Origin of the sequence: Psychroserpens damuponensis (assembly GCF_000826655.1) — a bacterium.
GTDB lineage: Bacteria > Bacteroidota > Bacteroidia > Flavobacteriales > Flavobacteriaceae > Psychroserpens > Psychroserpens damuponensis.
Genome location: NZ_JXJO01000004.1, coordinates 1 through 18,090 on the forward strand (window position 1 = coordinate 1; position 18,090 = coordinate 18,090).

The 18,090-nt window shown below is 33.9% G+C and carries 13 protein-coding genes; 5 read left to right on the forward strand and 8 right to left on the reverse strand.

What is annotated here, in order from left to right; translation table 11 throughout:
* Positions 1-3,403: PKD domain-containing protein (locus tag TD29_RS18345; RefSeq protein ID WP_052466948.1), on the reverse strand; the 3,403-nt coding region annotated here is incomplete at its 3' end.
* A gap of 31 nt (positions 3,404-3,434) precedes the next feature.
* Positions 3,435-3,896, reverse strand: coding sequence for a hypothetical protein (locus TD29_RS02335; protein WP_040278651.1), 462 nt, complete (start codon positions 3,894-3,896; stop codon positions 3,435-3,437).
* A gap of 226 nt (positions 3,897-4,122) precedes the next feature.
* On the opposite strand from TD29_RS02335, the gene folE reads away from it, so the two are divergent.
* The 5 genes from folE to TD29_RS02360 all read left to right on the forward strand — a co-directional run bounded on the left by folE (position 4,123) and on the right by TD29_RS02360 (position 8,144).
* Positions 4,123-4,800: a GTP cyclohydrolase I FolE gene (folE, locus tag TD29_RS02340; protein WP_040278652.1), complete on the forward strand. Its 678-nt coding sequence runs from the start codon at positions 4,123-4,125 to the stop codon at positions 4,798-4,800.
* Positions 4,801-4,888: 88 nt separating this feature from the next.
* Positions 4,889-6,370: a cysteine--tRNA ligase gene (gene cysS, locus TD29_RS02345; RefSeq protein ID WP_040278653.1), complete on the forward strand. Its 1,482-nt coding sequence runs from the start codon at positions 4,889-4,891 to the stop codon at positions 6,368-6,370.
* A 142-nt stretch (positions 6,371-6,512) separates the two neighbouring features.
* Positions 6,513-6,746 carry a membrane protein insertion efficiency factor YidD gene (yidD, locus tag TD29_RS02350; RefSeq protein WP_040278654.1) on the forward strand — a complete coding sequence of 78 codons (234 nt, stop codon included), beginning with the start codon at positions 6,513-6,515 and terminating at the stop codon, positions 6,744-6,746.
* 67 nt (positions 6,747-6,813) lie between these two features.
* Positions 6,814-7,641 (forward strand): prolipoprotein diacylglyceryl transferase, encoded by an 828-nt coding sequence (gene lgt, locus TD29_RS02355; RefSeq protein ID WP_040278655.1) that lies wholly within the window; start codon positions 6,814-6,816, stop codon positions 7,639-7,641.
* Complete coding sequence (locus TD29_RS02360) at positions 7,641-8,144, forward strand: DUF192 domain-containing protein (RefSeq protein WP_040278656.1); 504 nt, start codon at positions 7,641-7,643, stop codon at positions 8,142-8,144. The genes lgt and TD29_RS02360 overlap by 1 nt, the downstream gene beginning before the upstream one ends.
* A gap of 506 nt (positions 8,145-8,650) precedes the next feature.
* Here the strand turns inward: TD29_RS02360 and secDF are convergent.
* The 6 genes from secDF to gyrB all read right to left on the reverse strand — a co-directional run bounded on the left by secDF (position 8,651) and on the right by gyrB (position 17,882).
* Positions 8,651-11,635: a protein translocase subunit SecDF gene (secDF, locus tag TD29_RS02365; protein ID WP_040278657.1), complete on the reverse strand. Its 2,985-nt coding sequence runs from the start codon at positions 11,633-11,635 to the stop codon at positions 8,651-8,653.
* A 199-nt stretch (positions 11,636-11,834) separates the two neighbouring features.
* The gene (locus TD29_RS02370; RefSeq protein WP_040278659.1) at positions 11,835-12,449 is read right to left on the reverse strand and encodes a hypothetical protein; all 615 of its coding nucleotides are present in this window, start codon (positions 12,447-12,449) and stop codon (positions 11,835-11,837) included.
* A gap of 33 nt (positions 12,450-12,482) precedes the next feature.
* A complete protein-coding gene (locus TD29_RS02375) occupies positions 12,483-13,415 on the reverse strand; it encodes a SecDF P1 head subdomain-containing protein (RefSeq protein WP_040278660.1) in 933 nt (310 codons plus the stop codon).
* Positions 13,416-13,544: 129 nt separating this feature from the next.
* On the reverse strand, positions 13,545-14,471 hold the full coding sequence (locus TD29_RS02380; protein WP_040278661.1) for a malate dehydrogenase: 927 nt from the start codon (positions 14,469-14,471) through the stop codon (positions 13,545-13,547).
* A 207-nt stretch (positions 14,472-14,678) separates the two neighbouring features.
* Positions 14,679-15,692, reverse strand: coding sequence for a DUF6588 family protein (locus TD29_RS02385; RefSeq protein WP_040278662.1), 1,014 nt, complete (start codon positions 15,690-15,692; stop codon positions 14,679-14,681).
* A gap of 240 nt (positions 15,693-15,932) precedes the next feature.
* Positions 15,933-17,882, reverse strand: coding sequence for a DNA topoisomerase (ATP-hydrolyzing) subunit B (gene gyrB / locus TD29_RS02390; RefSeq protein WP_040278958.1), 1,950 nt, complete (start codon positions 17,880-17,882; stop codon positions 15,933-15,935).
* Between the last annotated feature and the right edge of the window lie 208 nt (positions 17,883-18,090).

The following is an 18,090-nucleotide window of genomic DNA, read 5'->3' on the forward strand; positions in this document are numbered from 1 at the left end:
TACCATCTGGTGTACCATCGTCACAAACTTCTAAGGCTGTTGGATCAGCGATGATAGGCTGAGAATATGATGTTACTGTTTGAGTAGTTGTCGTAGGACAAGTTCCATTATTTGTAGTATAATCAACAGTATACACAGCGTCAAATGGACCTCCAACTATGGCTCCTGTTGCAGGATCAATAGTTGCTCCATTAGCAGGATTTGGATTAAATGTAAAAGTTCCTCCTGTTAATCCCGTTACTGTTGCAATAGCTCCATCACAAGTTGGTGTAAGTGTAAAACTAGAATCATCTTCAGGGAATACAGTTACATTTTGAGTTACAGTCACAGGGCAGTTACCTGTGGTAGTATAATCTACAGTATAAGTTGTACCTGAAACTCCATTAGTAATTTCTCCTGTAGTAGCATTTAGCGATTCACCATTTCCAGGAATTGGATTAAATGTGAATACACCTCCTGTATCACCAGTAATTGTAGCTGTAGCTCCAGTACAACTTGGAGTATATGTAAACGAAGCATCTTCCGAAGGAAAAACAGTTACCGTCTCACTTGTTGTTTCAGGACAAGGTCCAGGAGTCGTGTATTCTACAGTATAAGTTTCACCAGATTCTCCAGTAACTAATCCCGTATCTGCATCAATAGTTGCAGTATCTGTAGGCAAAGGATTAAAAGCAAAAGTTCCTCCTGCATCTCCTGTAACAACTGCTGTAGCTCCCTGGCATGTTGAAGTCAATGTAAAACTAGCATCTTCAAATGGTAATACTGTTACTGTTTCTGAACTCATAGCAGGACAAGCTCCTGAAACTAAATACTCAACAGTATATGTTGCGCCTTGAGTCGCGTTTGTTATAGTTCCTGTAGTAGAATTTAAAACAGCTCCATCTGTTGGGATTGGATTAAAAGTAAAAACTCCACCTGTATCTCCTGTAATTGTTGCTATTGCGCCATCACAGGTTGGAGTTAAATCAAAAGGTGCATTAGCTGAAGGCAACACCGTTACTGTTTGTGTTGTACCTGGACTACATGCACTTGCAAATTCATATAGAATTGTATAAGTCGTGTTTGAGATTCCACCTGTCACTGTTCCTGAACTAGAATCTATAACGGCTCCATCAGTAGGCTGAGGGTCTTCAAAAGAAAAAATGCCTCCTGTATCTCCTGTTACAGTTGCTGTACCTCCATCACACGTTGGAGTCATAGTAAATGCTGTATCAAATACTTGACCAACAGTTATAGTCTCGGTATCATCTATAAGTACTGTACATAAGTTACCAGGAATTGTATACTCTAGACCATCAATCCATAATTGACCTTCATCTCTTGTAAACGTTAATGTATTAGTTGACGCTCCTGTAGTAAACGTAATTCGCTCTAAAACATCTTCAGTACCTGTATTGTATGTTAAATTAGCAACACCATCTGAAATAACCATATTACCTGTAACGTTATTTCTAGCCAAACTTATTGTAATATCTGTACCAACAGGCACATTTTCATCTAAAGTTAATGTTAATAACGGTTCTGCGGAAGTTATTCTAGCACAATTAGCATCTGAAGCTGCTGTACCAATTGGGTCTATAGGACCAGTTGCATTAATAGAATCAAAACCACCAACAGCTGTTTGTGCATTTCCTATTACATCTGGTGTACCTAATGAGACATCAATAACATCTAAAGTTTGGTCTGTGGTTGGCGCAGTAACAGTAACAGTACCATTACCTGTTCCATCCAAAGTGACAGATTGAACTGCTCCTCCATTTAAAGTGTAAGTCACAGTGGCATTTGCAGTTCCTGTTATATTAAAAATGGCATCTTCACCGTTACAAACAGTATCCGTATCTGGTGCACTATCTGCTGTGATATCTTCTGCCATAGTAATACATACTTCTTCAGTATATTCACATCCAAAATCATCAGTCACTCTATATGTATAACAATGAGTACCGGCTGTTAAAGGTGCAACAGTAATCGTAGAACCCGTAATATTTGTAATGGAAGGATCTGTATCCCAACCCTCAGTAACTATAACTGGTGTAAATGATAATTCTGGTGGTTGAATATTTGGATCAAAGTTTAATCCCCAAGAAAACACATAACCATTATCAACACTAAGATTATCAACAATTTCAATACACCATTGTCCGTTTAATGGACTACCAAGTAATGAAGCGAAAGAATCAACAGGCAAATATGTTCCAGGAGCCCAAGAATTATTTGGTGGATTTGTACCTGCCGTAATTGTATTAGCATTTTCTAAAAGTGTTGTTGCAGACATAGAGAAACAATAATCTGCTCCTACTCCTGCGTCATTACCTCCATCATCATTAGCACCACCAAAATAAGTACCTCCTCCTGCTTGAGTAAATAAATCGGCTTCTTGTCCATTTGGAGAAATAATTCTAATATCTAAATCACCGGAATAAGAATGCTCCATATTCACACAGATATCAAGAAGTTGATTAACATCAGTTAGTACTTGATTTGATTCAAAACAATCTACAGTAATACATGTTGTATACACTGCTCCAGATCCATCTGGTAAAAATGTTGTTCCACTTACAGGTGGTGTACAATCATTAGCAAACAATGTTGGTGTTACAACACCATCTATTGTCGTTGTTTCTCCAAAACATAAATCTGTATTAGCAGCTCCTGTTCCTGAAAAACTAGGTAAAGTTGCTACTTGAATAACCTGATTTATTAAGTTTGTATTTGAACAGCCTAGCGGATCAGAATCTGTATTTGCATCTCTAATATTTAAGTTTACAATATAAACTCCAGGTGTTGCATATGAAAATGTTGCTGATTGACCTGCAATCGTATTTCCATCTCCCAAATCCCATTCATATGTAGCTCCTGTACCATCAAATTCAAAAACACCACTACCTGTTAAAGTAATATCTTCACCAGGACATACTCTTATATAGTCATCTGCGTTTGCGGCTGGTGTTGAAGAATCTAATTGAGACACTATAGTTTGACAGGGTGTAAAACATGAAACATCTGCAGCCCAACCAGTAGTTGTCCCTGAAGCATCTGAAACGAATTGAATTGTTAAACAACCAGATCCATTATCTTCTGTAGCGGTTACTGACCCTGGAGAATTTGCACCATCAAAGGTTCCAAAAACAGGTGACGCTACACTATCTCCATTATAAATAGTCATGACATCAGCTCCTAACTGTGTATTAAACTCTGTAAATTGTAATGTAACTAATTGTCCTGGCATATCTGGACAAATGGTTAATACTAAATCTTCATTACTAGAATAAGCTCCTCCTGAACCTCCTGAATCATAGAATGTTCCTGAACAACCTGTAACGTTACCACTTTGCATGATAATATCCTGAGCGTAAGTACTAAAAGAAAATAAAGTAAAAATTATGAGTAATGCCTTTTTCATAGCTTATAGTTATAAATGGAGAATTAAAATTTTATTTATGTTGAGATTTGATAATGATAAAGTAATTGGTATTATCTACTCTATACATATGAGTTCCGTAAGAATTATAATTAAATAAATATTTTAACGGATTGAAATTTTGAGGATTAAAATTAATGTCACGTTGTAGCCCAGAAACATAATAGTTCATTAATGAAACTTCAGACAATAATGTACAAGCTTTTTGATCACTAGCATTAGGAACATTTTTAATTTCAACTCTATTTCTTAGAATATTTTTAATGTCCTTTAAGCGCTGAGGCTTATCTAATACATTAGCATTTACAGTGTTACCATATACCTCATTAACAAAAGCTAATTCTGCAGGTGTTAATGGCGAATTCACATTAGTATTATACGTTACTGTTTTTTGCTTTCTCGATTGGGAAAAAAGTGAGGTTGAAATTAACAAAGTACCTACTAGTATTAGAGGGAACAGAAATTTTGGATTCATAGTTGTCTTTTTTTAAGATGCGGAATTTAAGAAAATTTTTACAAACAAACTGTTAAATTGGTTGTCATGTAACCTCATTCCGATTACAAGCATATAACATGTCAAATTTAAAAACTCCTACCCTTTATTCATTTTTTTTTATTGCTTATCTTTGCAGTCTTCATTTTAAAAATGAAAAATTATAATTTTAATTAAAAGTAATTACGATTACTTCGACAAATAACAAATGAAAATAGAAAAAGACATACAAGGTCATGATGCTATTGGTGACGATCATATTGGCACATCATCTGAAACCCCTTTACGAAAAGATGCTTTTGAACTAAGTGCATCTGAAAAAATCGATCTTATTAAAGACGATGTCAAACACATATTAGAAACTTTAGGTTTAGATTTAACCGATGATAGCCTTCAAGGAACTCCAAATAGAGTTGCTAAAATGTTTGTAAACGAAATTTTTGGTGGTTTAGATCCTAATAAAAAACCTAGCGCATCAACCTTCGATAATAAATATAAATATGGTGAAATGCTTGTTGAAAAAAATATAACTGTCTATTCAACTTGTGAGCACCACTTATTACCTATTGTAGGGAAAGCTCACATCGCTTATATATCAAATGGTTCTGTTGTTGGTCTTTCAAAAATGAATCGTATTGTAGATTATTTTGCAAAGCGTCCGCAAGTACAAGAACGACTTACCATACAAATTGTAAAAGAACTTCAAGAGGTTTTAAATACAGAGGATGTAGCTTGCGTTATTGATGCAAAGCATTTATGTGTTAATTCTAGAGGCATTAAAGATGTAGCAAGCAGTACGGTAACTTCAGAATTTGGTGGTGTTTTTAAAACTAAGGAAACGAAAAGAGAGTTTTTAGACTATATTAGTTTAGACACTACTTTTTAAGTATTAAAATTTCCGAAGAAGAAAAATAAAATGCTAGCTTTGATTGCTTAAAAGATATTTTAAAACAACACATTAAATACTTAAACCTATGCACTTGTACGAAGAGCAGACTTTACAAATTTACAATACACTTAGCGGAAACAAAGAGATTTTCACACCTATTGAAAAAGGCTACATTGGTATGTATGTGTGCGGACCTACGGTTTATAGTAATGTACATTTAGGTAATGTAAGAACGTTTATGTCGTTTGATATGGTGTTTAGGTATTTGAAGCATCTAGGCTATAAAGTACGTTATGTAAGAAATATTACAGATGCTGGACATTTAGAAAATGATGCAGATGTTGGTGAAGATAAAATCACAAAAAAAGCACGTTTAGAGCAAATTGAACCCATGGAAGTTGTGCAGCGCTATACTGTAGATTTTCATAACATTTTAAATACATTTAACTTTTTACCACCAAGCATTGAACCTACTGCTACAGGACATATTATTGAGCAAATTGAATTAATTAAAACCATCATTGATAATGGTTTTGGTTATGTGGTTAACGGATCTGTATATTTTGATGTTCATAAATTTAATGAAACTAATAACTACGGCATTTTAAGTAAGCGTAAACTAGAAGACCTTATTCATAACACAAGGGCTTTAGATGGGCAAAGTGATAAAAAAAATCCGCAAGATTTTGCCCTTTGGAAACGTGCCGAACCTCAACACATTATGCGTTGGCCTTCACCTTGGAGTGACGGTTTTCCTGGTTGGCATTTAGAATGTACTGCGATGAGCACAAAATATTTGGGTGATAACTTTGATATTCATGGTGGTGGAATGGATTTAAAATTCCCACATCACGAATGTGAAATTGCTCAAAGTGAAGCCGCAAAAGGAACGGCTCCTGTAAATTATTGGATGCATGCTAATATGTTACAACTAAACGGACAACGTATGTCTAAATCTACAGGTAATATTATTAATCCTGCGGAATTAATGTCTGGAAACAACACTATCATGTCTAAAGGATTTAGCCCTAGTGTCATCAGGTTTTTTAACGCACAATCGTCTTACCGAAGTGTTTTAGATTTAACCAATGATGGCTTATTAGCTAGCGAGAAAGGATTTTACAGACTTATGGATGCCATCAACCTTCTTGACGAGCTCAAACCTGGAGCTACCTCAACATTTAATGTTAAAGAATGGCGTCAAAATTGTTATGACGCGATGAATGATGATTTTAATTCACCAATATTAATTGCTCACCTATTTGAAGCTTCAAAACATATTAATCAATTAAAAACAGAAACTGCTACATTAACTGCTGAAGATCTAGAACTACTAAAAAAGACAATGTTAGAATTTACTTATGATGTTTTAGGATTAGAAAATACTAAAACAGCTTCATCTGGCACTGATAAATTAGTAGGCGCTGTAGAATTATTAATCCAATTGCGTCAAGATGCTAGAGCGAATAAAGATTTTGCTTTATCTGATAAAATTCGTGATGAATTAGCTGCAAAAGGCATACAGTTGAATGATGGAAAGGATGGAACTAGTTTTTCGACTAATTAAGTCGATTGTCTCAGTTATAGCATTGGCAAAAATAAAATGTATTTTATTTGAAGGTAGCTAGCGTAGCCATGAGAGAACTATTAAATTTAGGTTTCGACTGTGCTCAAACTGACACTCTAATTGCTTTTAAGTTTAGTGTAAAATGAAAAAACTACTTATTGCTCCTTTCATATTTCTTATTAAGATTTACCAAACGGTAATATCTCCATTGACTCCTGCAACGTGTCGTTTCCAACCCACTTGTTCTCATTATACAAAAGAAGCTCTAGAAAAACACGGATTTTTAAAAGGAGGAAAACTAGCTATTATTAGGATTTTTAGTTGTCACCCATGGGGACGAAGTGGTTATGATCCAGTTCCAGAAAAAGAAGATTAAAACTATCATAACAACCAACTTTAGTTGATCCAAAACTAGTATCTTTATCCCATCAAAATAAAATATTATGCTTGCTCTTGGTATCGTTTGGGATCCTTCAAAAGGATTAGATTTAGGTTTTTTTACATTACATTATTACAGTGTGATGTGGATTGTCGCGTTCGTTCTTGGATTACAAATCATGAAACGTATTTACAAAAATGAAGGTCAAAGTGATGAGTCTTTAGATTCTTTATTTATCTATGCTGTTATTGGAATTATGCTTGGCGCAAGATTAGGTCACGTTATTTTTTATCAACGAGAGCTTATTACCGAAGACTTTTTTAGCATCTTCTTACCCTTTAAATTTAAAGGCGGATTTGAATTTACAGGTTTCATGGGATTAGCAAGTCATGGTGCAGCAATTGCCATGATTATCGCTATGTATTTATACAACAAAAAAGTATTACACAAATCAGTACTTTGGATTTTAGATCGCGTCGTCATACCTGTGGCTTCTGGAGCTGTATTTGTAAGGCTAGGTAATTTTATAAATTCGGAAATTATAGGTAAACCAACAGGTGGCGATTTTGGTGTCATTTTTAAACAGTTGGGTGAAGATTTCTCTAGACATCCTGCACAACTGTATGAAGCCATCAGTTATATTTTTGTTTTCATTGCCTTGTGGTATTTCTACTGGAAAACTAAAAAAAGTGAGCAAGAAGGCTTCTTATTTGGTTTATTTATGGTGCTATTATGGACCGTAAGATTCTTTGTAGAATTTGTAAAAGAAGCTCAAAATCCAGAACGTGCAGACTGGCTTTTAAACACAGGCCAACTACTTAGTATCCCAATGATTATAGTTGGTTTATACTTTATGTTTGCTTATAAGTCAAAAGTAAAAACAACTAAATAATGAAACGTTTTATACTTCGCTTTATTATTGTTTTATGCTTCGGAAATGTAACATTGCTAGTCACATCTTGTAAAGAAGAACCTAAATCTAATAAGGTCACAACAGTAGAAGTCAAATTCAAAAAGGAAGGTGAACTACAATTAAAAAAAGCCATTTCAGATTCTCTGTTAGCATCCATAAATATTGAAATTGCAGATGACGAATATTCTACACAAACAGGTTTAATGTACCGTAAAAGCATGCAAAACAATCAAGGCATGTTGTTTGTTTTCCCTAATGTAGATTATCGTGCGTTTTACATGAAAAATACCGAAATTCCTTTAGATATTATATTTATTGCTGAAGATAAAACCATTGTGAGTATTCAAAAAAATGCACAACCCATGGACGAAACGTCTTTGCCATCTGAAGCTCCTGCAAAATATGTACTAGAAGTCAATGCTGGACTAAGTGATGCTTGGACGCTTGAAAAAGGCGATGTTATTAAGTATTCTTCAAATTAGAGCATAGCTGCTTAAAAACGCAACGCTATTTAATCGATTTTAAAGGCCATGCCATTACCAAATTATGGAGCAACTGAATGATTACGGTTATCTCTTAAATTTGGCTCTACCTCTACCTCTAGCTTAACAACCTAATAATTATATTGTTTCGTTTGTTTTGTGAGATTCCTCCTCGTTCCTCGTTCGGAATGACAATACTTATACATTTCTAAAGTTGCATTAAGTATACGCCTCTTGAGATTCTTCCTTGTTCCTCGTTCGGAATGACAATACTTACACATTTCTAAAGTTGCAATAAGTATACGACTCTTGAGATTCCTCCTCGTTCCTTGTTCAGAATGACGATACTTATACATTTCTAAAGTTGCAATAAGTATACGACTTTTGAGATTCCTCCTCGTTCCTTGTTCGGAATGACAATACTTATACATTTCCGAAGAAAAAACTATTGAAAACAAAAAAAGCCATTTCCGAAGAAATGGCTTTTTAATAGCTATAAAAAACAATTATTCTTTGTCTTCCTCATTCTTAGCTAAAGGATCAACACCTTTATTCTTTAAAGTATCATACATAATTGGTGTTGCGATAAATACTGAAGAGTATGTACCAACTACCACACCAACAATTAATGCGAATAACAAGCCTCTAAGAGACTCTGCACCAAAAATGAACATGGCTAATAATACCACTAATGTTGTTAGAGATGTATTTAATGTTCTACTCAATGTACTATTAATTGCTGAGTTAATGTTTTTACCTCCTTTGAAGCCACCACGTTCTGCAAGTTCTTCTCTAATTCTATCAAATACAACAACGGTATCATTTAAAGAGTAACCAATTACGGTCAAAATTGCTGCGATGAAGGCTTGATCAATTTCCATACTAAATGGCATGAATTTGTATAATAATGAGAAGATACCCAATACGATAATCACATCATGGAATACTGCAGTTACAGCACCAATTGAGAATTGCCATTTCTTGAAACGGAATAAGATATATAAGAATACCACTAATAAGGATCCTAAGACTGCTAGTAATGATTCTCTTTTGATATCATCTGCAATAGTTGGACTCACTTTACTAGACAATACAATACCTACATCATCTTTTGCTTCAGAAAAATCTTTGAAAGTTTCTCCTGCTGGTAAGTAAGGTTTTAAACCTTCAAACAACATCATTTTTACTTCCTCATCTACCTCAACAGAGTTTTCATCAACTTTATATTTAGTAGAAATCTTTAATTGATTATCACCACCAATAGTTTTTACTTCTACACTTTCAAATTTAGCTATTAAATCTTCAGCAACTTTCTCAGAGCTAACTGCATCTACAAAACGAACTTGGTACGTTCTACCTCCAACAAAATCAATACCTTGATCTAGTTTATTTGTAAATAAAGATACTAAACTCACTAAAATTAAAATACCAGAAATCACATAAGCAACTTTACGTTTGCTGATGAAGTTGATGTTATTATTTTGGAATAAGTTTTTAGTAATAGATGTTGAGAAATCTAATTTTTTACCACTATTTACGTACCAATCCACTAATAAACGTGTAATAAAAATTGCTGTAAATAATGATGTAACGATACCTATTAATAAGGTCGTTGCAAAACCTTTAATTGGTCCTGTACCAAATACAAATAATATTAATGCTGTTAAGCCTGTAGTAATATTGGCATCTAAAATTGAAGATAATGCATTAGCAAAACCATCTTTTACTGCTTCTTTTTGTGTTTTACCTTTACCGAGTTCTTCTCGTATCCTCTCAAATATAAGTACGTTTGCATCAACAGACATACCAATTGTTAAAACAATACCAGCTAAACCAGGTAATGTTAATACAGCTCCTAATCCTGATAATACACCAAATATTAATAAGATGTTTAATAATAACGCTATATCTGCAAAGATACCAGCCTTACCGTAATACATAATCATCCAAAGTAATACTAATGATAATGCTAATAAGAATGACGTTGTACCACTATCAATAGCTTCTTTACCTAAAGAAGGCCCAACTTGATCAGCTTGTACAATTTCTGCTCTAGCAGGTAATTTACCAGCTCTTAATACGTTTGCTAAATCTTCGGCTTCTTTAACTGTAAAGTTTCCAGAGATTTCAGTGTTACCTCCAGAAATTGCTCCACTTGAAGCTGTAGGTGCAGAATACACGATATCATCTAATACAATGGCAATTTGCGTTCCTTGAGCGTTTGCTCTACCAGTAATTTCTTCCCAGATTTTAGATCCTTTTGCATTCATCTGCATAGATACAGATGGCTTATTTGCTTGGGTATATGATTGACGAGCATCTGTTACAACACCTCCACTTAATTCTGGTTCGTTGTCTCTATTTCCTTTTAAAGTATATAAATCTACATACTCTACTCCTGTTTCTGCATCAATAGTTGGTAATCCAAAAGCAAATCTAGTATAACGACCATCAGCAGGAATAAGAGATTTAACTTCTGGCATTGCTAAATAAGCCTTAAGTGTTTCTCTGTCTTCTAATTTTAACCCTAACATACCTCCAGATCTTGGCACACTAAATAAATCAAAAATTGGATTTACTTGCGTTATCGCTGTAGAATCTGTAGTTGTATCTCCTAATAAATCATCAACTGTACTATCTGTAGATGTTGAATCTTGAGCAGTAACAGCTTCTGCTGTTTCGTTTACACCTAATTTTGTTTTAAGCGCTTCGTTTGCTAATGCAAAGAAACCACCTAATTCTTGTCCGTTAGTAACGTCCCAAAATTGTAATTGTGCTGTTTTAGTAATTAAATCTGTAGCACGTTTAACATCTCTAACTCCTGGTAATTCTACTAATACACGTCCTGAGTTTCCTAAACGTTGAATATTTGGTGAAGTTACACCAAACTGGTCAATACGTTTACGTAATACTTCAAAAGCAGATACGATAGACTCGTCTACTTTTTCTTCTAATTTGCTTTTTACTTCTGCATCTGTCATTGAGATGTTGATCACATCATCTAAATCTCTATTTGCAAAAATATCTGGCGATGCTAGTTTTTGGTCACCTTTTACAGCATCCCAAGCAGAAAAGAAAGACTCTAAATAAGACTCTTGAGCATCTTTTTGAATTTCTTCGGCATCTAATAATGCTTTGTTAAAAGCAGGATCTTTACTTTTATTAGATAAACCTACTAAGATATCTTTTACTGAAATTTGAAGAATTACATTCAAACCTCCTTTAAGGTCAAGACCAAGGTTCATTGATTTTTCTTTCACTTCTTTACCTGTGAAACTTGCAATTCCCATGTTGTAAGCCTCTATATTAGATAACGAATCTATATAGTGAATTTCACCTGCACTTATGGCATCTGAAGTATCGTACTTACTTTCTGCATATGTTTTTGCAGCATTGTCAATTTGGTTGTTTTTGAATGTAAATGATAATTGGTAAATACTCACCAATCCAAATAGCACTGCAAAAAGCTTTACTAGTCCTTTGTTTTGCATTATTTTATTATTTAGGTCAATTTTTTTAACGCGCAAATATAGTATTTACGGTTTATTTGACAATTATTTTTTAATGTTATATGTGTTGTTGTGTAGCTTTTACAGCCATACCTAAAATGTGATATACATTATATTAAGCTGTATATCTTCGGAAGTATTTTGGGAACTCTTTTTGCGTTATCGCTAAAAAATTAAATCCCTAGATCATAGGTCCTGCTCGAACCTCTGGAATTTTGTAAGCATTATGATCTATCGCGATTGAAACCGAACTACATAATGTATATGTAACTTTTTCAATGCATTGTTTAGTTTCAATCTTAACTCTGTGATTAGAAGCAAACACATTTGGATTAAAAATCCTATCGTCTTGTGCTTTAACCTCTAAAGCCAATTTCCCATCTAACTCAGAAACATCATCACCCTGTTGAATTTCATAAACATCGAAATTGTATGCGATACTTTTTTCTTCGGAAGGTGTATGGTCTTGTTTATTGCGTTTTGAAATATAACCTAAATCTAAATCACATTCATTAGATAGTAATGCTTTAATGCTATCAACATCAGTGTTACTGTAATATGATAGTTTTAATTGACCGTCTCTAAGTGTCTGAACCTTAATTTCTTTTACACCTGCAACCTCTAGTTGTTCTTTTAGACTGGTTATGGCGTTTTGTGTATCTTGAGTAGAGACATTTGTTGAAGAAAACTGAAGTACAATTTCCTGATTAGGTGTTGCAACTTGCTGTGTGCTAGCTATGCTACCTAAAAAGGTTAGAGTTATAATGAGAATACTAATGTACCATCTCGAGTTCATGCGCCAAATATATAAAAAATAAAGAAAACAGGTTTACGGTTTGTCGTTTATAGAAGATGAGTCAACGAACTTTAGCTTTGGGATTCGTTTTTGAGAGTTAAAAACTAAGGCTAAGTCTTTAGCTTCTTGTGCCGAAAAACTCCCTGAAACCTCTGTTCTACCACCTGTAATTGCTCCTGACGCAACGGTTGGTGCTGAATAAACAATATCATTTAAAGTTACAGCTATTTGTGATTGGTTTTGATAAGCTAAGGCTGTCATACGCTCCCATCGTTCTGCCCCTTTTTTATTCATACTAATTGATACAGACGGACGATTATTACTTGAGTACGTTTGACTTGCATTTGTTATATGGGTTTCATTTACAAGTGCGAGGCCATTGGTTGGTGTTTTAACTAAATATAATGGCATAAAGCCATCTTCATTTGGTAAGCCAAATAAATATTTTGAATGTTTTACAGCTAATGGCAGTAATTGTTTAACACCTTTATTTTCTAGTAAAGTCCTCATTTTAAGCGTATCCTTAATGGCTACTGAAAACAAACCAGTATAATTATGAACGTTGGGTTGTATTAAATCCATTAATGGGTTAATTGCGTCAGCGTTCGTATCTTTTTTATGGTAATTATTGGCTTCTATTATAAAACTCACTAATTCTTCTCTTTTAACAACTTCCCAAAACTCTAATTTTCCTTGATTAGTAATTACAGAATTTACAGCGTCAAAATCATAGTTGGTGAGCAATTTTACTTCAATTTGCTGCTTATTATTTAAGCTCACTTCATAGTTTGATGCTAATTGATCTAGGCGTTTCTTTAAAACCTCAATAGTAGCTAACTTTTCATTACTGGTTACTTTATCTAGGTTTTCAAATTTATAAATTATAGCGAATTTGTGTTTTGGTGTTACATTTCCGCAGGAAAAAAGAACACATAATACGATTAACACTAGAGCATTTTTATTCATATTAAAAAGTAAGTTATGAAAAAATAGAAAACGGAATCGAATTACTTTTAAGATTTCATCTTTTAAAGCATTTCGACTCCGCTCAATGTGACAGATTGCTCTGCCAATATATTAAAAAAAGTATTGGGATTATAGTTCTAATAATCCGTTTGTTGCTTTTACACCTTCAGCAGATTCTGCTAATTTAGCTTTTTCAGCATCTGTTAAGCTAATTTCAACAATGTTTTCAATTCCGTTAGCACCTAAAACACAAGGGACTCCAATTGATAAATCTTTTAAACCAAACTCTCCATCTAATAAAGCAGAACATGGGAAAATCTTTTTAGTATCACAAGCAATAGCTTGTACCATTGCAGATACTGCTGCACCTGGAGCATACCAAGCAGATGTACCTAATAAACCTGTAAGTGTAGCTCCACCTACTTTAGTATCTTGTACTACTTGATCCATACGTTCTTCTGATAAAAACTCAGAAACTTTTACACTGTTTCTTGCTGCTTTACCAATTAATGGCACCATACCTTTATCTGAGTGACCACCAATTACCATACCGTCAACATCGCTAATAGGAGCTCCTAAGGCTTCGGCTAATCTATATTTAAAACGTGCAGAATCTAAAGCTCCACCCATACCAATAATTCTATTTTTTGGTAAACCTGTCGTTTTATGCACTAAATATGTCATTGTATCCATTGGGTTAGACACCACAATAATAATTGTATTTGGAGAGTGCTCTATTAGGCTAGAAGATACCATTTTTACAATTCCTGCATTGATACCAATTAACTCTTCTCGAGTCATACCTGGTTTTCTAGGAATTCCAGACGTAATTACACAAACATCTGAACCTGCTGTTTTAGCATAATCGCTTGTGCTTCCGGTTATTTTTGTATCAAAATTATTTAATGATGCTGTTTGCATTAAATCCATAGCTTTACCTTCGGCAAAACCTTCTTTAATATCTAAAATTACAACTTCACTAGCAAAGTCTTTAATTGCAATATATTCTGCACAACTTGCACCTACTGCTCCTGCTCCAACTACTGTTACTTTCATTTGTTATTTATGGTTTAAAATTAGTGTCAAAATGGAATTCGCAAAAAGATGCTCATTTCATTTATTATAATGTTTTATTTATGCCTACCTATTAAGCAGACAGGTTGTTAATTAGATTGTAAAATTACGAATTTTAACAGTGTTAAAGAAAAAAGCACAAGAGAAAATCTTGTGCTTTTAGAAAATTTTATGAGTTGTTATATGATTTTAGAATTTGAAGTTTATCCCAAGTGTAGCACTATCAAATTCTGCTACGGTATAATCTGCATTTAAACCAAAGAATCCTAATTGTAAATTAGCACCAACAGTACCTCTTATACCTGAAATATCATTCTCTATAGAAAATGGATCTACGATATCCTCAGCAAATAGTAAACCATCTGTCACTCTATAGGTTCCTAATAAATCTGTAGTAGACGTTCCTGTCACATAACCAATGGCTCCATAGAAATTGATAATTTTTAAATTTGTGCCTACTATGAGTTCAAACAATAAAGTACTCACATCAGTCTCGACACGTTGATTGTCTCCTTGCACAAATTCGGCATCGGTAAAATCATAGCTTGCATCTAAATGCGTATAAGCAATAAGGCCAGAAACAGCTACTGGTAAGACTTTATTTGCTGGTAACCAACTCGTAAATTCTTGTTGAAGACCAAAACCGTATAAACCTAATTCAGCGTCATCTGTTGCAATTTTAGGAATAAAGCGTCCTTTAATTTGCGTACCTTTAAATGGAGAAAAACTGGCTTGTAAAAATCCGGTAGGTATTAGATCTACACCTTCTGATCCTATTCCTGTAGGCAATACAAGAGTAGCTTCTTGATTTCCAAAGACTGGGTCATCATAGGTTATAATTACTCTAATATCTGGATCATTATGACCTAAGGCTGTGGCTACCATTTTTGATGAGCTACCATCTTCAAATCTTATATTTTCATAATCGGCTACATTCATTTGAAAAGATTTTTTTTCATCTTTTATAAAACCAACGTTTCCTATTAACGATAATTCAAAACTAAACACTCTAGGTGATTTTGCGTTATTAAACCAACCATTATTAATTGAAAAACCTAATCCTTCGGAAGCTGGAGCGATATAATCTTTTGTAAATCTTTCGGCATCTGAGATACCTGCAGCTAATAAATCATTTACATTTTCTTGAGCTTTTACTGCGGTTACAGTTAAAACAACTATTGTTAAGATGATTAGTTTTTTCATAAGATTTCTAGGTTGAATGAATTTCAAAATTAATAAAAGTTATTGACAAAACGCATTTTAACGATAAATATTACGTTTTGTCGGATTTTTAATACAATAACGATGTAATTGAATTTGTTACATTTCTGAATAAAAAAAAAGCAACTACGATTAAATACGTAATTGCTTTTTATATGGTTTTACTTTAATATAATTACGACCACTTTGACAAGCATTGTGACCATAATTTATTAATTACTGTTATGCATCAATATTTGCATAAATAGCGTTTTTCTCGATAAACTCTCTACGTGGAGGAACTTCGTCACCCATTAACATAGAGAATACACGATCGGCTTCGGTACTATTATCGATATGAATTTGGCGTAATGTTCTAAATTCAGGGTTCATTGTAGTATCCCAAAGTTGAACAGCATTCATCTCACCAAGACCTTTATAACGTTGAATTTTTGCTCCATCACCATATTGCTCCATTAATGCAACACGCTCTTCATCATTCCAAGCATATTCTTTTTTAGCGCCTTTTTTAACTAAAAATAAAGGAGGTGTAGCGATATAGATATGACCGTTTTCGATCAATTCTTTCATATATCTAAAGAAGAACGTTAAAATTAGCGTCTCAATGTGACTACCATCAATATCGGCATCACACATAATCACAATTTTATGATATCTTAATTTAGATAAGTTTAGCGCTTTACTATCTTCTTCAGTACCAATAGTAACACCTAAAGCTGTAAATATGTTTTTGATTTCTTCATTTTCAAAAACTTTGTGAGTCATTGCTTTCTCAACATTAAGAATTTTACCTCTTAGTGGTAAAATAGCTTGAAATGCTCTGTCTCGTCCCATTTTTGCAGTTCCACCTGCCGAATCTCCCTCAACAAGGTAAATTTCACATTTTTCTGGATCTTGCTCAGAACAATCACTTAGTTTTCCTGGCAAACCTCCAATACTCATTACGGTTTTACGTTGCACCATATCACGTGCTTTTTGAGCAGCGTGACGAGCTTGAGCAGCAAGAATTACTTTTTGAACAATGGTTTTTGCATCGTCTGGGTTTTCTTCAAGATAATCGGTTAACATTTCTGAAACGGCCTGACTTACAGATGCCGACACCTCTCTGTTACCTAATTTAGTTTTTGTTTGTCCTTCAAATTGAGGTTCTTGAACTTTTACAGAAATAATAGCGGTTAGCCCTTCTCTAAAGTCATCACCAGCAATATCAAATTTTAGCTTATCTAACATTCCTGAAGTTTCAGCGTACTTTTTAAGGGTATGTGTTAAACCTCTTCTAAAACCAGATAAATGGGTACCACCTTCATGTGTATTAATATTATTTACATAAGAGTGAAGGTTTTCTGCATATGATGTATTGTAAATCATAGCAACCTCAACAGGCACTCCATTTTTTTCACCTTCAAAAGCGATTACATCTTTCATTAAAGGCTCTCTAGTTGCATCTAAAAATTGGATAAATTCTTTAAGACCTTCTTCTGAGTGAAATGTTTCGCCTTCAAACTCACCATCTTCTTTTTTATGTCTTTTATCAATTAAATGAATAGTAATCCCTTTGTTTAGGTATGCTAATTCACGTAAGCGACTGGCTAGAGTATCGTAGCTATATTCTAGAGTTTGGGTAAAAATTGTTGGATCAGGCTTAAAAGTAACAATGGTTCCTCGTTTTTCGGTATCACCAACTTTTTTAACAGGATACATGGCTTTACCACGCTCATACTCTTGCTCCCAAATGTCTCCTTTTCTATATACTGTTGCTTTTAAATGCTGAGAAAGTGCATTCACACAACTTACACCAACACCATGTAAACCACCAGAAACCTTATATGAATCTTTATCAAATTTACCACCAGCTCCAATTTTAGTCATTACAACCTCTAATGCAGAGACGCCTTCTTTTTTATGAATATCTACAGGAATACCACGACCATCATCCTCAGTAGTAATTGAGTTATCTTCATTAATGATGACTGTAATATTATCACAATGACCTGCTAAAGCTTCATCAATAGAATTATCTACGACTTCATAAACTAAATGGTGTAAACCACGCACACCAACATCTCCAATATACATGGAAGGACGCATGCGTACATGCTCCATGCCTTCTAAAGCCTGAATACTGTCTGCAGAATAATTATCCTTATTAAACTCTTCTCTTTTCTCGCTCATAAATTTTAATTTATTTTGAAATATCTTGTTCTTGTTCGTATGTAAAATTTCAGTTTTACATGTCACAAAAAAAGATGCGCTTAGCATCCTTTCGAGTACAAACAAATATACGAAACAATAAGGCTTTTTAAAAGGTTTTAATTAATTGAATGCAATAATTATTAACATTTGTTAATTACTTAAAACGCGCTTAAATGAGCTTAAAACA

Bases quoted from the DNA above. Each gene is read 5' to 3' on its own strand.
- TD29_RS02335 (WP_040278651.1), bottom strand. From the start codon at position 3,896: ATGAATCCAAAATTTCTGTTCCCTCTAATACTAGTAGGTACTTTGTTA.
- lgt (WP_040278655.1), top strand. From the start codon at position 6,814: ATGCTTGCTCTTGGTATCGTTTGGGATCCTTCAAAAGGATTAGATTTA.
- TD29_RS02385 (WP_040278662.1), bottom strand. From the start codon at position 15,692: ATGAAAAAACTAATCATCTTAACAATAGTTGTTTTAACTGTAACCGCA.
- gyrB (WP_040278958.1), bottom strand. From the start codon at position 17,882: ATGAGCGAGAAAAGAGAAGAGTTTAATAAGGATAATTATTCTGCAGAC.
- TD29_RS02380 (WP_040278661.1), bottom strand. From the start codon at position 14,471: ATGAAAGTAACAGTAGTTGGAGCAGGAGCAGTAGGTGCAAGTTGTGCA.
- TD29_RS02360 (WP_040278656.1), top strand. From the start codon at position 7,641: ATGAAACGTTTTATACTTCGCTTTATTATTGTTTTATGCTTCGGAAAT.
- folE (WP_040278652.1), top strand. From the start codon at position 4,123: ATGAAAATAGAAAAAGACATACAAGGTCATGATGCTATTGGTGACGAT.
- TD29_RS02375 (WP_040278660.1), bottom strand. From the start codon at position 13,415: ATGAATAAAAATGCTCTAGTGTTAATCGTATTATGTGTTCTTTTTTCC.
- cysS (WP_040278653.1), top strand. From the start codon at position 4,889: ATGCACTTGTACGAAGAGCAGACTTTACAAATTTACAATACACTTAGC.
- TD29_RS02370 (WP_040278659.1), bottom strand. From the start codon at position 12,449: ATGAACTCGAGATGGTACATTAGTATTCTCATTATAACTCTAACCTTT.
- secDF (WP_040278657.1), bottom strand. From the start codon at position 11,635: ATGCAAAACAAAGGACTAGTAAAGCTTTTTGCAGTGCTATTTGGATTG.
- yidD (WP_040278654.1), top strand. From the start codon at position 6,513: ATGAAAAAACTACTTATTGCTCCTTTCATATTTCTTATTAAGATTTAC.